The sequence below is a fragment of the Mycobacterium sp. genome (assembly GCF_035697385.1).
GTDB lineage: Bacteria > Actinomycetota > Actinomycetes > Mycobacteriales > Mycobacteriaceae > Mycobacterium.
The window spans coordinates 1-14756 of record NZ_DASSCY010000317.1; the positions used below are offsets into that span (position 1 = coordinate 1).

The window sequence follows — 14756 nt, forward strand, 5'->3', positions numbered from 1 at the left end:
GGTGTCACGGAATGCTGCGATTCCATGGCTGCGTACGACGATGAGGTCATCTCGAACATGCGTTGAGACGCCGAAGGTCCGCGGGACGTACCGATACCGGGTACATCGACCAACGGCTGCGCTGAAGGCTCCGCACTAGGGGTGCTCGGCGGTGCGCCTGGCGAATAACCAACTTACCGGGCGACGTAGGGCGACATTATCGGTGCGTCGTCGGCTGTAGGTTCCGATCGTCTCGGATGTCGGTCGCTACACCACCGGCTCGCAGCTGCCGATGGACATGGGCACCATGAACCGCTGACACCGGGCTGCACCGTCGCCGGATGGGTCAGAGACCGTCCGGGTCGATGTCGACGGCTACTCGACGGTGCGAATCCTCTTGTGTGACAACGTGCTCGCCGCAGCGGGGCATGACCGGCGAAGTGGGGCCGCGCCGCCTTCACTCAGCCGACCGTCCTCGAAGCTGGTGACTGCCGATGGATATCGCGGCACCACACGTCGGCTTGTTGCTGGGACAAAAGTGTCTTGTGACAGATGTGTCGAATAGTTTACACTATGGTATGGTGCCGACGCCTTGGCGGTGGTGCTTGCTGTGATGTTTGTTGGGGCTGAGCTTCAGCAGGGGCGCTGAACGCTCAGCACATCAGATTGTCATCGATCACGTGATCGATGACCTACTTCAGGTCTTCAAAGCAGCCCCATGATCGTCCGCACGGCGATCGCAACGAAGGGAGGCTCAGGTGTGAATCGGGCGGACGAAAGTCTCTTGGCCTGGGCTTTGGCGAATTCGGCGAGACGTTTTCTCGACCCGACCGCTTATTCGTGGCTGTGTGCGAAAATCGGTGCGGGCGAGCAAGAAAGCGCCATTCTGGATCTGCTTCGCTGGCATGCCGCGAGCAGGGCAGAGTTGCCCGCTGACGTCGCTGATCGGCTGCACGATTGGCTGAGGGGTTATGTCGGAAGTGACCGCGAGCCGGCGCTTCGACGCCTTGTCGAGCAGGTTCAGGTATCGTCGCGCAATGAAAGTGCGGTGGTCGCCGCCAAACCGCCACAACGGCTGATCGCCAGACGGAGCCCGGCGACGTACCTGAGGCTGCATGCGCAACAGCGGCGGGGGTAACCTGCGCGGCCGTAAATTGAGGCGGCACGTTCTCAGCGAGTGCTTCGAACCGGCAGCCAGGCTGCACAAGGTGTTTCGCGCGTCAGGCGAACTAGAATCAGCACGTTCGACTACCGCGCAGAACGTGAAATAGTCTGTTGGGCAACATCCGTCATGATACTGCCTGACGGCGGCATACCGCCGGATTGCGAGCGCGATGGGTCAGATCTGCGCCGGGGTGCCCTTTGTTCTGCGGGTCCCCGGGCGTCTCAACGCTGCTGGCTCGATCAGTCCGAAACCCCGAACTTCAGTCATCCCAACGGATTCGACATCGAACTCGGGTAGTACGGCCAATACAGCGGCGAGTTGTGGGCCGACCAAGATGTGGTTGGGCTGAGCGACCTGGGTAAGGCGACTTGCCAGGTTCACCGTGTCGCCGTAAATGTCGCCACCATGGGTGATGACGGGGCCGTATTCTAGGCCGACGCGGATGCCGGGGATATTCCGTCGACGGACGTTCTCGACGAAGTGCAGCGCGATGTCGGCGGCGGCGCGAGGTGCGTCGGCGACGAACAGGACTTCGTCGCCCAATGATTTGATCAGGCGTCCACCATGGGCGGTGATCACATTGCCCGAGCGCTCCTCGAATCGACTCACAAGGGCGGTGAGTTCGCCGTCCGACAACTGCCTGCTTAGCCGGGTGAAGTCAACGAGATCGGCGAACCCGATCGTAGTCGTTGTCCTCTCCGACCCGGGTCGCAGCCGATGGAGCTCCGCTGCGACCTGCCGCCGCCAGCTGTAGGTCAGCAATGCTTCTAGGTCGGACAGCGAACGTCCAGCCACTTGCGCGGCATCGCCAGCTTCACTGAGTTGTCGCCCGACTGATTGAGTGAGCGGCTCAAGCAAGGTTTCCGAATATGATCGAGCCATTCGGGCAGAAGTTCGCCCGAACAGTCTGGTGAGCTGGAGCACCTGGGTCTCGTCAAGGAGACCGTCGGAAATAAGGCCCAGCAACACAATTAGTGCATCACCATCAGTTCTGGTGAACTCAGGTTCATCGTCAGGGACGTTGGCGAATCCGAGCGCTCGCCAGAATTTTCGCGCCCGAAACATCGGTACTCCTGCCGCTTCGGCGATCTCGCGGCTGGTGAATTGGCGAGGAGCTCCCAGAACCTGCTCGATCAGTCCATCGATGTACTCGCTGCGGCTATCGTTGTCCTCCAATGGCTCCATCTCGTCGGGTCTTACGCCTGGCGCCGGTTATGATTCCGTGCCGGACATCACCCACCCGCTAGCACCTCGCTCACCTTCCACGGCAGGGGCCTCGGCGGCATCTCGAAATCGACCACCCAGGAGTCCGGGTGCTTGGCTTCCGGAGTCGCCGCGAACGACAGATGAGTGTGCAGGATCTTCCACTTGCCTTCGATCTTCTGCACGACGTCGGTCTGGCGCATTTTCCAGAAGAAGTGCTTTCCGTCGTCGAGGGTGCCTTCGTAGGTTTGGTGCATGTAGACGAAGCCGACGTCTTCCTTGGCGAAGATCCGCATGTTGATCAGCCCAAGTTCACCGACGAACTGTGGCCCGATGTAGTTGAACCAGTTCCGCACGTCGGCACCGTAGTAGTGACCCGGCGCCAGGATGTCGATGAAGCTCACGTCTGGATGCTCGATGTAATACTCCAGCGGGGCGTCGGGGTCGTTGAGGAACTCGTTGTTGTAGTTCGCTTCAACGGCCTTCTCCATGGCGGCGATCTCGCTCACCGCTTCGGCGTCGCTGCCGAAAAGCGCAACGGGTTCGGCGAAGTCGGGCTTACCTTTTGTCGAGCTCATGAGTGTTTTCCTCCTAGTGTGGGATGGTGATTGGACTTCAGAGCTGCAGTACTGTGCCAACGGCGTTGGCGAGGGTATCGGTGGCATCAACGCCCGATGACATGCTGCGCCAGGCCACGTAGTTGTCGGGGCGAACGAGAATCGCTCCGTCGTCCGCGATTTCGCGGACTTTTGTCCACTGGCCGTCGATGTCGCGGTAGTCCTCGCCGATTGCCGCGACGGCGATCTCGATGCCGAATTTCTCGGCGGCGTTGGCTGCGGCGGCGGCCCAGGATTGGCCCTCCGGGCCGGTGATGAGAACAAATCTGCCGTCGTTGCTGGTCAGGTCATGCGTGGAGATTCGGGCTCGGTCAGACTCGACCCAGGCGTGCGGCAGCCGGTGGCCGGGCCGTGTGGTCGGGTAGTAGATCGATCCCATCGGGTCGGTCGGCGGTGGTGATGATCCGTCCGGCACCAGCGCTCCGGTCGGGTAGGAGTAGCCGAGTTCCAGGTCGTGCGCCTGGAATTCGGTGCGCTGCGACTTGACGACTTCCTCGAATCGGGCGCGGCGGGCGGCGCCCATCGGAGTATCGGAGAAGAACACCTCGAAGACGGCACGATGCATCGCCGGCGGGACTGGAATCGGCAGCATGCCCATGCCTGCGTCGACGACGAAGTGGTTCTGCATTGTGAACAACGCCCAGTCCACGATTCGCATACCGACCGGCTGTCGTTCGACGCCGTAGGTGTCCAGCAAGCTTGGATCGGCCTGCCCCTTGAGGACGGCGGCGAGCTTCCAGGCAAGATTGTGCGCGTCCTGCAGACAGGTATTCAATCCCAGCCCGGTCGTCGGCGGGTGGCGGTGCACGGAATCCCCGACAAGGAAAACCCTTCCGTCAGAATACTTGTCGGCAACCGTGCCCTGTATTGACCAGTGGCTGATCCTGATGATGTCGATCGGGACATCGCCGACAGCGAGCAACTCCCGGATCTTGGAAAGAATTGCCGCTTCATCGAGATCGGAATCGTCGGTCGGCAGGAACGCGAAGTGGAACGCCCATTCCTCGGAGTGCTTGCCCCACGTCGGGCCCATCGGAACCATGTTCCCGCCCGAAGGATAGGAACCTGCCTCGGGATTGAGGAAGTGAGCGATGAGGACGTCGTCGTCCCACCATTCGGAGAAGTCGGCGGAGATGTGGGCGCTGACGATGTCGAGAAGATCGGTGGCGCCGACCATTGTCGCGCCGATCATCTGGCCGATGGTTTTCCCGCCGTCGGCGCCGACGAGGTAATCGGCTGTGACGGTGAAGCTCTTCCCGGTCGCCCGGTCGACGATGGTCGCGTTCACCGCATCGTCGGTCTGGGACATCTCGGCTAGTTCGTGGTTGAACAGAACCTTGCCCGCGCCGCGTTCTTCGGCATGTCGGCGCATGATGGGCTCGAGTCGCAATTGCGGATAGTTCGTCGATGGGCAGGGGCTGTCGCGTTCGTAGCACTCGGCGAGGGCGCCCCCGCCGAAGCAGTCCATCTTGTGGAATGTCTTAGCCTGCAGCGGACCGTCGCCGGCCAGCGTGGTCTGCCACACCACCGAGGACATGTTCGCCATTGGCGTCCCGACCGCGTAGACGTCATCGGCGATCCCGAACTGGCGGAATAGTTCCATCGCCCGCTGGTTGAGGTAGTGCGCCTTCGGCAGTATCGATGTGCCCTCGTGGCGCTCGACCAGCAGATGGTCGATTCCGAACGTGGACAGCATGATCGAGGTCATCATGCCCGACGCGCCGCCACCGATGATGAGCACCGGAACCCGGATGTCTGTCATGTGTGTTCTCCTCGTTGGACTGTGTCAGGAAGGCGATGGGGCTAGGCGCACGGAGATCTGTTCGAAGACGTCCAGTGCAGCGGGATTTCGGACGGCGCCGTCGGAGACGACAGTGTTTCGTGGTGCACCGAGTAGCAGCCGCTTCACCGGCACCTCGAGCTTCTTACCCGTGAAGTTGTAGGGCACTTCGGGAATCGCGATGATCTCATCGGGAGTGTGCCGTGGCGAAAGTCGTTGGCGGAGCTTGTTGACGATGCGCAACCGCAGCGCGTCATCGAGGTTCGATTCCGGCTGCAGTTGGACGAACAGGATCAGCGCACCGGTTCCTCCCGACGGGTCGTCGAGGTGGACGACGAGGCTGTCCTGGATCTCGGCGATGTCCTGCAGTGCGGAGTAGAACTCGCTGGTACCCAATCGGATTCCGCCGCGATTGAGGGTGCCGTCGGAGCGACCGCTGATCGTGCAGCCGCCGCGGGTATTGAAGGTGACCCAGTCGCCGTGCCGCCATTGACCCGGGTACTGCTCGAAGTACGCAGCGCGGTATTTGACTCCGTCGGGGTCGTTCCAGAACTGCACGGGCATGGATGGCATCGGCGCCGAGATCACGAGTTCTCCGACCTGGTCGACGATCGGGTTACCCTCGGCGTCAAGCGCCCTGGCAAGCACTCCGAGTGCGGGGGCGGTGATCTCGCCGGCGCGTACCGGAAGCAACGGAGTTCCGCCGACGAACGAGGTGCACACGTCCGTGCCGCCGCTGGTGGACTGCAGATAGATGTCCCGGCCTACGGCGTCGTACACCCACCGAAATCCCTCTGCGGGCAGTGGCGAACCCGTTGAGACCATGCCGCGCAAACGTGTCAGATCGAAGGTGTCCTTCGGGTGCAGGCCTGCCTTGCGGCATCCCATCAGGAAGGCGGCGCCGGCACCGAATACCGTCACGCCAGCCTTCTCAACGATCCGCCACAACTCATCGGCTTGCGGATGTACGGGGTCGCCGTCGAACAAGACGATCGCCGAACCCAACAGCAGCGCGGATACCTGGATGTTCCACATGACCCAGGTGGTGGTGCAGTACACGAAGTACGTGTCCTCCGGGCCTAGATCCGAGTGCAAGCCCAGTGCCTTCTGTAACTCCAGCCCAATGCCGCCATGTGAGTGCACGATCGCCTTTGGCAGACCTGTGGTCCCAGATGAGAACAGCACCCAGAGCGGCTGATCGAACGGCACTCGCTCGTACTGCTGAGCCGCCGTTTCGTCGAGCAGCTCGTCCCAGCTGATTCCAGCGGAGACCGATTCTGCGAGGTAGGGGACCGCTACTGTCGCCGCGAGGGTCGGCAATCCAGCCCGGATGGCCGCGAGTTCCTCGGTGCGGTCGACGATCTTGCTTCCATAGCGATAGCCGTCGATCGCGATGAGAACCTTGGGTTCCAGTTGCTGAATGCGGTCAAGGACACTGCGGACGCCCAGTTCCGGTGCGCAGACAGCCCAGATCGCGCCGATGCTGGTGGTGGCGAGCATCGCGATCAGCGCCTCGGGGATGTTGGGCAGGTAGGCGACAACTCGGTCGCCGGGTCCGACGCCGAGGCGACGCAGCCCGGCGGCGGCCCGTGCCACCTGGTCTTTGAGCTGCCCGCGGGTCAGCACCACCGTTTCGCGAGTCTGAGACAGGGCGGTGACCACGGTCTGGTCGTCGCTTCCCCGCAACATGTTTTCGGCGTAGTTGAGGCGCACATCCGGGAACCATTGCGCCCCCGGCATCGACTCGTCGGCCACGACCCGTGCGGGGTCACCGTCGGCGAGAACCTCGAAGTAGTCCCAGATCGAGCTCCAGAATGCAGACAGATCTTGCGTTGACCACCGCCAAAGTTCCTGGTACCCAGCGAAATTAAAGCCGCGTCGACCAAGCCAACTCATGTACCGGGACATCCGGCAGGTCGAGAGTGTCTGCGCCGACGGCGTCCACAACACCTCGCCGTCATTGACCAGCGACGTACCGGTGGTCACTGCTGTACCTCTCCGGCAACCATGCGATGCTGCATGGTTCCGATGCCCTCGATGAACGTGGTCAGCTCTTCTCCGCCCTGGAGGTAGCGCTGGGGCGTGCGTGCGAAGCCGACCCCCGCCGGGGTGCCTGTGAAGATGAGATCGCCGGGCAGGAGCGGCAGGATGCCAGACAGATACGAAACCAGTGTCGGCACCGGGAAGATCAGGTCTCCCGTACGCGCATCCTGCACCTGCTCGTCGCCTATTGAGCAGCCGATCTCGAGATTGTCGGGATCGGCGAACTCGTCGGGGGTCACCAGTGCAGGGCCCATAGGTGCGAAGCCCGGGTAGGACTTGGCAAGACTGAACTGTTGCGGGGCAGGGGGCTTGACCTGCAGGTTGCGCTCGGACAGGTCCTGGCCCACTGTCAGTCCGGCGACGTAGTCCCAGCCGTCTGCCTCAGACACGTTTTCGGCACGCCGACCGATGACCGCCACCAATTCCGCCTCCCAGTCCACCGCACCTGGCGGCATCACGATGTCGCCGTAGGGTCCGGTGATCGAGGATGCAAACTTGGTGAACACCATTGGTGTGTCCGGGAGTTCGAGATTTGTCTCCCCGGCGTGCCCGCGATAGTTCAGGCCGATCGCGAAGATCTGTCGTGGGTTTCCCACCGGTGCGGCGAGGTCCGTCGGCTCGAAGGCCACGCCGTCAACGTGGCCCAAGCCGCCGGCCCAGCGCCGGAAATCGTCCCATTGGTCGAGGGCGGCCTGAAAGCTGGAAGAGAACACGCCCTTACTTGCGCGTTCGACATCGACTGCCCGCCCGTCTCTTTCGAGGGCGAGCCGGCCACCGAGATTAAGCAGTCGCATTTCGTGAACTCTCAGGACTCAGGTGTACAGCAGCTCGAACGGGTTGACCTGCGGACTCGTCGCCGCCCACGCCCGGGTCTTGAGTTCGGACTCCGGCGTGCCCGACCTGAACGCCGCCGCCAGTTCGGCCGCATCGAAGCTGGGACCGATGGGGTCGGCGGCGTACTCCGGCCCTTGCATGTACGCGGTGGCGTCATCCGGTGTGGCGAAATTGTCGATCTGCAGCTCGACCATGTTTCCGTCGGGGTCGCGGTAGTAAAGAGAAGTCGTGACACCGTGCTGGACCGGGATTCGCGGTTCTATGCCGTCAGACTTGAGTTCTAGGTATTTGTCGATGAGGTCGCCCAGCGTCGCGTACGTGAACGCCGAATGCGCCAAGCCGACGGTCATTGGTGTGCGTTCGGTCAGCAAGTCGCCCGGTGGACCGAACAGTGCCAACCGGTGATGCTCCTCGTCGAAAGTCAGGAAGCACATCACCGGGTTCTCGTAGACAGCATGTGCTCCAAGCACTTTCATGTACCACTCGCGCATCACCGGCAGTTGCTTGGTCTGAAGCACAAAATGTGCGAGGTGCGGGCGAGCCTTCATGGTCTTCTCCACTGTCGCGGGCCTTTGCCGGATACACCACCGGAAGCCGCAGGCTGCCGGGCGTGTGTAGGCTCACAGTAGAACTGCATTGATTTGTAGTCAATGACCCCAAGTCGAGAATTCTGGCGATTGATGGACCATAATCGTGTTGAAGTCCAGGCAATGCACTGGAGCCAGAGAGGCCGCGAGTGGACATGAAGACGGAACTGCCGCCTCGGAAAGCCCAGGCGGAGGAGACCCGTCGGCGGATCCTTGCGGTGGCAGTCGAAGCATTCTCGGCCCAGCATTTTGACGAGGTCGCTGTTGGCGACATCGCCGCGTCGGCGGGTGTCGCCCATGGACTGCTCTTCCACTACTTCAAGAACAAGCGCGGCCTTTATCTCGCAGCGATGGAGGAAGCCGCCACAGAATTCGAAGCCGCGCACCAGGTCGACCCCGACTTGCCGCCGGGTGTCCAAATGCGGCAGAGGTATTACGCCCAGTTCGCATATTTGGCGAAGCATCGTGGCTTGGCCACCCGGCTGGTGCTGGGCGGCCGGGGCGCGGATCCGGAAGCATGGGAGCTCTTCGAGGAACACCGGTGGCGCGAGATCGACCGTGGCTGCGCAGCTCTCGGGCTGGATCCGCAAAACCTGGCGCTTCGAATGATGCTCCGTTCGGCAACGGCGGTCTCCGATGCAGTAGCCGCGTTCTGGCACCAGAATGGTCAACCCTTCGACGTCACGGCGCTGACAGATGTCCTTTTCGCACAGACCATCGCGGCATTACGCGGTGCCGCCAAGCTAGATCCGTCGATCGAAGGCGCGGTCGAGCGCGCGATCGACCAGTTGCACCAGGGAGTCGACCAGACCGACTGACGCGCGGCCAACTGCCGAACGTCGATTGGCTGCTCGGCCACGACGCAGCGAATCTTCAGTCCCCACGCGGCACGTCTGCGAGTCGCGGGCCGCAATTCATCGACTTCAAGTCATTGACAATAAGTCAAAGCAAACTACGATGTGACATGGGCCACCTGCTCACTGCTATGTCGGGGTACGCATTCAGTGCAGCCACGGCCTGGGTTCGCCTAGATGTCCCTACAGGGGAGGCAGCAATGGGAGCGCTCGCTACCGACAGCGCCGTCCTTCGGCGTGCTTTTGCACACGTCCCTTCCGCCGTCGTAGCGATTTGTGTCGACACGGGTACCGGGCGCATCGACGAACTGCATTGCTCGGATGATCCCGACGCTGCGATAGATCCGATCGTTTTCCACCCCAGCGGGTTTCGCAGATTGGTGACCTCGTGAGCCGCGTGGAGGCGGCGATCGCCTCATTGCAGGCCGGGCGGCCGGTTCTGGTCGCCGACGACGCCCACCGGGAAAACGAGGGCGACGTCATCCTCGCCGCCCACCACGTCACGACCGAATGGATCGCCTGGACGGTCCGGCGCACGTCCGGGCTCTTGTGCGCCCCGATGACAGGTGCGCGCGCCGACCGGCTCGCCCTGCCGGCAATGGTGTTGGACAACCAGGATCCGAAGCAGACGGCCTACACCGTGACAGTCGACGCTGCGCACGGAGTCAGCACTGGCATCAGTGCCGCCGACCGTGCCACCACTCTGCGAGTGCTGGCGGATCCCTCGGCCGTCGCGCGCGATCTGATCCGTCCCGGGCACATCTTGCCCCTGCGTGCCCGGCCCGGGGGAGTTCTTGAGCGTCCGGGCCACACTGAGGCCGCGGTCGATCTCTGCGAGCTTGCGGGCCTGCCGCCGGTTGGCGTGATTGCTGAGCTCGTCGCCGACGACGGCTCGATGTTGCGGATGCCGGGGATCGAAAGCCTTGGTGCCCGATACGACCTGGCCATCCTGACTGTCGCCGAACTCATCCGCTATCGCGAATTGCATTCTGGTTCGACGGAGGCCACACCTCCCAGGGTCACCCGCGTCGTCGAGACGACGATGCCCACACGGTTCGGCACGTTCCGCGCCGTGGGTTACCGCGACCGGCTGACCGGTGCGGAGATCGTCGCACTGATCTCCGGCGAACTGGGCGACGGAGTGCTGGTGCGAGTGCACTCCGAGTGCCTGACGGGTGAATCGTTTGGCTCGCAACGCTGCGAGTGCGGACCGCAGCTCGACGCTGCTTTGCGGCGGCTTGCAGGCGATGGCGGCGTGCTGGTTTATCTACGTGGGCATGAGGGCCGCGGCATAGGCCTGCTCAAGAAGCTCGCGGCATATCGACTTCAGGATGGCGGCCTGGACACCGTGCAAGCCAACCTCGCGCTCGACGAACCCGCCGATGGTCGTGAATATGGCGGCGCGGCAGCCGTATTGAACGACCTGAATGCGCGCTCAGTGCGGCTGCTGACAAACAACCCGGCGAAGATTGCGGGACTTGAAGACAACGGCATTGTTGTGTCGCAATGCATTCCGCTGCATGTCGGGGCCGTCTCGAGCAACGTTCGCTACCTCGAGACGAAACGGCGCCTCATGGGGCACTTCGCCCCAGGTGCCGGCCATCTCGACGCGAACTCAGATGAATCAACGCCATCCTGGCCGCTGCTGTACGCGGCTGCCCGATGAGCCGACAGAAGGTTTCCTTACCCAGAAAGGTAGTTGTATCAATGTCCATTGACCAAGACATCCGCCCGTCAACGGAGACTGTGTTCAGTTTTCAGGACGAGTTGGCCGGCAATCTCGTTGCCACAGCGAAATCCCTGCGTCCGCTACTGGAAAGCAAAGCCGACGAGCACGAGGACAGAGGCGAACTCAGCGAGGAGGTCGTCGCCAAGCTCACTGAGCTGGGTATTTTTTCGATGGCCGGCCCACGCCGCATCGGCGGTCTCGCGCAATCGAGCCGATCAATGGCCAGGGTTGCAGCGGAACTGGCCAAAGGATGCCCGTCGACGGCTTGGGTGTACACCATCTACAACTCATGCCTGTGGCTTGCCTCGAAGCTGCCCGCCGACATGCAGGCGCAGATCTTCACTAGCGGAATTCCGCGAATCTGCTCACCCCAGAACGGGATGGGGCAGTTAGTCGCCGACGGTGACGGATACCGACTCACCGGGCGCTGGAGTTACGCAACAGGTTCGCATCACGCAGCCTGGACGATGATTCCCGCGCTTTCGCCCGAGCAAGAACCCGTCCTGGTGGCACTGCCTATGTCCGCAGTCGACTTGGATTACACCTGGCAAGTCGCCGGGATGAAGGGTACTGGCTCGGACACCGTAGTGGCCAACAACGTCAAGGTAGAGCCGCAGAATCTCGCTCCCTTTTCCGATATTGCGGTCTCGCCGGCTGCCACCGTCGATGACGCACTGCGCGAGGCCAGTGACTTCTGGGTCAACTATCCGATCTTGCGCGCCAAAGCCCTCGGCGTTCTCCTCGGTTGCGCCGAGGGACTGCTGGAGGCCGTCATCGCCAAGAGCGGGGGCCCGATCATCTACAGCACCTACGCTCACAAGAGCGATTCGGCGGCGTATCACGCCCTGCTCGGTGAGGCTGCGACGCAAATTCAATCGGCTCGGCGGATGGTGGAGAACTCGTGCGCGCGTATCGACGCCGCGGCGTGCGACGGCAGAGTGCAGTCGTTGGAGGAGCGCACCGAGGCCCGCGGAGAGGGTGCCCTGGTGATCCAATTGCTCCGGACCGCGATCGAGCGGTTGATGGACTTGGGCGGCTCGTCGGGGTTCACCACAACCGCTCCGGCGCAACGCTACTGGCGTGACTTCAGCGCCTCTGCGCGGCACGTCCTCTTCAATTCACAGATCAGCTACGAGCAGGTTGGACGCCGCGTCCTGGGCATCGAGCCCGGAGTGGTGGAGCCGGACATGATCTGATCGGGTCGAATACTTGCCCACGCCGTGCTCTCGTGCAGGGCCGACGTCTATGTCGTTCCTGCACAGGCCGTTTCGGGCTCAGAGATCGAGGACGAGGCGTTTGCCGACACAGCGGGACACGCAGATCATCATCGACTCGCCAGCCCTGCGCTCCTCTGGAGTCAGCACGGAATCACGATGATCTGGCACACCCTCGAGAACATCGGTTTCACAGGTTCCGCAGGTGCCCTCGGAGCAGGAGCTCAGGACCTCGATGCCGGCTTTGCGTGCCTCTGCGAGGATCGTCGAGTCCGCTGGAATCGTCAGCGTGAATCCCGACTCCGCGCAGACGAGCTCGAACTCGTCTTTCGGTGCGACGTCGACAATCGGCTTTGGTGCGAATCGTTCAACGTGCAGGGGAAGTGAAACAGCCGCACAGGTTTCCTCGGCCGCGGCGATCAACGGCTCAGGGCCGCAACAATATACGGCTGTACCATCACGAGCGTCGCCGAGAAAGCCGGCCAGATCGAGCAGGCCGTACTCGTCCTGCGGTCGGACGCTGACCCGATCCCCGTACCTTTCGACCTCATCGACGAAGGCCATCGACGTCCGCCGCCGCCCTCCATAGAGCAGACGCCACCGGCCTCCTGCAGCCTCGACCGCTTTGATCATGGGCAGAATGGGTGTGATCCCGATGCCGCCGGCGACGAAGAGGTAGCGTTCGCTCGGCTCGAGGGCGAAGTGATTCCGCGGGCCCTGTGCCGTCAGCGTCGAGCCGGCGCCGACATGGTCGTGTAGGTAGCTAGAGCCGCCCCGGCTTTCCAGCTCCCGAAGAATTCCGACGCGCCAGGAGAACGTGTCGGACGGGTCACCGCACAGCGAGTACTGGCGGATGAGGTCGTCGGCGAGGATTAGGTCGATATGGGCACCCGGCGCCCACGCCGGCAGTTCGCCGCCGCCGGCCTTCTCGAACACCAGGGAGATGCAGTCCTCGGCGATCCGCTCGACCGTGCGAACCGTCAGCTTGATCGTCTCGGTGGCGCTCTCGACCTCGCGATGGAGGAGTTGTGTCATGTTGGTCTCCGCAATTTGACGGCCGTCACGATGCGAGGGAACCGATCAACGGTTCAGATGTCACGGCGTATCCCCACCTGGCTCGACCGCCGCACTGGTCCCCTATCTACCGGTTCGTTGACTTCATGTCAAGAAAGGGGAGCCCGGCAGGCTCCCCGCGTCGCCGCGTGGAGGTGCACCGTATGCGCTGCTCAGCAGCATTCCATGCGACCTCGGGTGCATGTCTTACGTGACAATGGGATGGCTCGACTTTAAGTCATTGATTCTCAGTCAATAATGTGGCTAGTATGTGACCCATCGCACTGAGGCCCGGGAAGGGAGGTCGTCGATGGCCGTGCAACGAGCACGCTTCCCGGAGTGCCGGTGTGGGTCATCGCAGCCGACGTGCCACGAATCGACCCGATCTCGCTCGGGCAATCGGCCGTAGCTCCGCGACTGATCGCCGATCCTTGTATCCGGCGGCCGGTAGGTCCAACCAGGAAGGTAAGTCCATGCCCCAAGAGGTCGACCAAGAACTCAAGGCCGAGTTGTCGGGCTACAGCAGCTATACCTCGACGCCTGACAAGGCGCTTGCGCTGTTCGAGCGGGCACGCGCGGCGGGCTGCCCGGTGGCGCACAGCGACGAGATGGGCGGCTTTTACTTGGCCCTCGACTATGACGACGTCAAAAAGCTGCACAGTGACTGGGAGACGTTCTCCTACAGCCCCACAGTGGTGCTTCCGGTCGTCGACAGGCCGGCCTTCCCGCCGATCGAGTTCGACCCACCGGAGCACACCGCGTGGCGCGAGATCGTCTCCCAGGCCTTCAACGCCGACACCCCCGCGCTGGTCGAAGAGGGCGTACGCGAGGACATCAACCGACTCATCGACAGCTTCGCCGACAAGGGTTCTTGTGACCTGGTAAAGGATTTCTCAGAAGAAGTGCCGCTATTCGCATTATGCCGTGTCATCGGCTTCGACCGCGAAAAGCGGCACACGGTGCGCGAATTGACGCTGCGGGTCGTGGCCGACTTCGAGGACCCAGAGAAGGGTCCGAAGGCGTTCATGGACTTCGCCATGTTCGGGGCGGGAGAGGTAATGGCGCGGGCGGAGAATCCGCGTGACGACTTCTTGACCGACCTCGCCCACGCCGAGCTCGACGGTAAGCCGCTGGGTCCGCTGGAGATTGGCCAGATCATGAACTCGTTCCTCATCGCCGGGCACGGCACGAGCGTGGCTGCAATGTCGAGCCTGCTTTACGAGGTGCTGTCCCGGCCGGATGTGCTTGCGCAAATCCAGGAGAATCCCGATCTCATCCCCAGTGCCGTCGAAGAGACCCTCCGGCTGCACACCCCGTTCTACGGCCTCTACAAGCGCGCTACTCGCGACGTCGCGCTTGGCGGAGTGGTCGTTCCCAAGGACAGCTACATTCAGGCCTGCTGGGCGGCGGCCAACCGCGACCCCAAGGTCTACGACGATCCCGCGGAGTTCCACCTGGACCGCAAGTTTGGACGCAAGAACCGCCATCTCACCTTCGGATTCGGCCTTCACTCCTGTCCTGGCGCGCCGACCGCCCGGATGGAGCTGCGGGTAGCGATGGAGGAACTCCTACGCCGGCTGCCCGATATCCGACTGGTCGGCCCGGCAGCGGTGAACTACGAGTTCGGCGGCACCGAAACGGCAGCCATTCCGTCGTTGCCGGCCACGTTCTCCCCGAGATCCTGAAGGAGCGTCGCCC

The 14756-nt window shown here is 62.7% G+C and carries 11 protein-coding genes and 1 pseudogene; 4 read left to right on the plus strand and 8 right to left on the minus strand.

All coding sequences use genetic code 11. The features are described 5' to 3' along the window. Positions 1-1318: 1318 nt before the first annotated feature. The 7 genes and pseudogenes from VFH65_RS26795 to VFH65_RS26825 form a co-directional block, all read right to left on the minus strand. Positions 1319-1939, minus strand: coding sequence for an adenylate/guanylate cyclase domain-containing protein (locus VFH65_RS26795; RefSeq protein ID WP_353325903.1), 621 nt, complete (start codon positions 1937-1939; stop codon positions 1319-1321). Between the two features lie 54 nt (positions 1940-1993). Then, positions 1994-2329 (minus strand): annotated as a pseudogene (locus VFH65_RS26800) (adenylate cyclase regulatory domain-containing protein); the annotation flags it as partial. 47 nt (positions 2330-2376) lie between these two features. After that, on the minus strand, positions 2377-2925 hold the full coding sequence (locus VFH65_RS26805) for a YybH family protein (RefSeq protein WP_353325795.1): 549 nt from the start codon (positions 2923-2925) through the stop codon (positions 2377-2379). A 37-nt stretch (positions 2926-2962) separates the two neighbouring features. Then, a complete protein-coding gene (locus VFH65_RS26810; RefSeq protein WP_353325797.1) occupies positions 2963-4726 on the minus strand; it encodes an FAD-dependent monooxygenase in 1764 nt (587 codons plus the stop codon). A gap of 24 nt (positions 4727-4750) precedes the next feature. Beyond that, positions 4751-6730 (minus strand): acetoacetate--CoA ligase, encoded by a 1980-nt coding sequence (locus VFH65_RS26815; RefSeq protein WP_353325799.1) that lies wholly within the window; start codon positions 6728-6730, stop codon positions 4751-4753. Further along, positions 6727-7581 carry a fumarylacetoacetate hydrolase family protein gene (locus VFH65_RS26820; protein ID WP_353325801.1) on the minus strand — a complete coding sequence of 285 codons (855 nt, stop codon included), beginning with the start codon at positions 7579-7581 and terminating at the stop codon, positions 6727-6729. The genes VFH65_RS26815 and VFH65_RS26820 overlap by 4 nt, the downstream gene beginning before the upstream one ends. 18 nt (positions 7582-7599) lie before the next feature. Continuing rightward, entirely contained in the window at positions 7600-8169 is a 570-nt protein-coding gene (locus VFH65_RS26825) for a VOC family protein (protein ID WP_353325802.1), read from the minus strand. Between the two features lie 194 nt (positions 8170-8363). Here VFH65_RS26825 and VFH65_RS26830 point away from each other — a divergent pair, with 194 nt between their 5' ends. From VFH65_RS26830 to VFH65_RS26840, 3 genes are all read left to right on the plus strand, one after another. Next, positions 8364-9026, plus strand: coding sequence for a TetR/AcrR family transcriptional regulator (locus VFH65_RS26830; protein WP_353325804.1), 663 nt, complete (start codon positions 8364-8366; stop codon positions 9024-9026). Positions 9027-9450: 424 nt separating this feature from the next. Continuing rightward, positions 9451-10728 carry a 3,4-dihydroxy-2-butanone-4-phosphate synthase gene (gene ribB, locus VFH65_RS26835; RefSeq protein ID WP_353325805.1) on the plus strand — a complete coding sequence of 426 codons (1278 nt, stop codon included), beginning with the start codon at positions 9451-9453 and terminating at the stop codon, positions 10726-10728. A 41-nt stretch (positions 10729-10769) separates the two neighbouring features. Continuing rightward, positions 10770-11987 carry an acyl-CoA dehydrogenase family protein gene (locus VFH65_RS26840; protein WP_353325807.1) on the plus strand — a complete coding sequence of 406 codons (1218 nt, stop codon included), beginning with the start codon at positions 10770-10772 and terminating at the stop codon, positions 11985-11987. Between the two features lie 78 nt (positions 11988-12065). Here the strand turns inward: VFH65_RS26840 and VFH65_RS26845 are convergent, their stop codons facing one another. Further along, positions 12066-13040 (minus strand): PDR/VanB family oxidoreductase, encoded by a 975-nt coding sequence (locus VFH65_RS26845; protein ID WP_353325809.1) that lies wholly within the window; start codon positions 13038-13040, stop codon positions 12066-12068. 491 nt (positions 13041-13531) lie between these two features. Here VFH65_RS26845 and VFH65_RS26850 point away from each other — a divergent pair, with 491 nt between their 5' ends. Continuing rightward, the gene (locus VFH65_RS26850) at positions 13532-14743 is read left to right on the plus strand and encodes a cytochrome P450 (protein WP_353325810.1); all 1212 of its coding nucleotides are present in this window, start codon (positions 13532-13534) and stop codon (positions 14741-14743) included. Positions 14744-14756 lie beyond the last annotated feature (13 nt).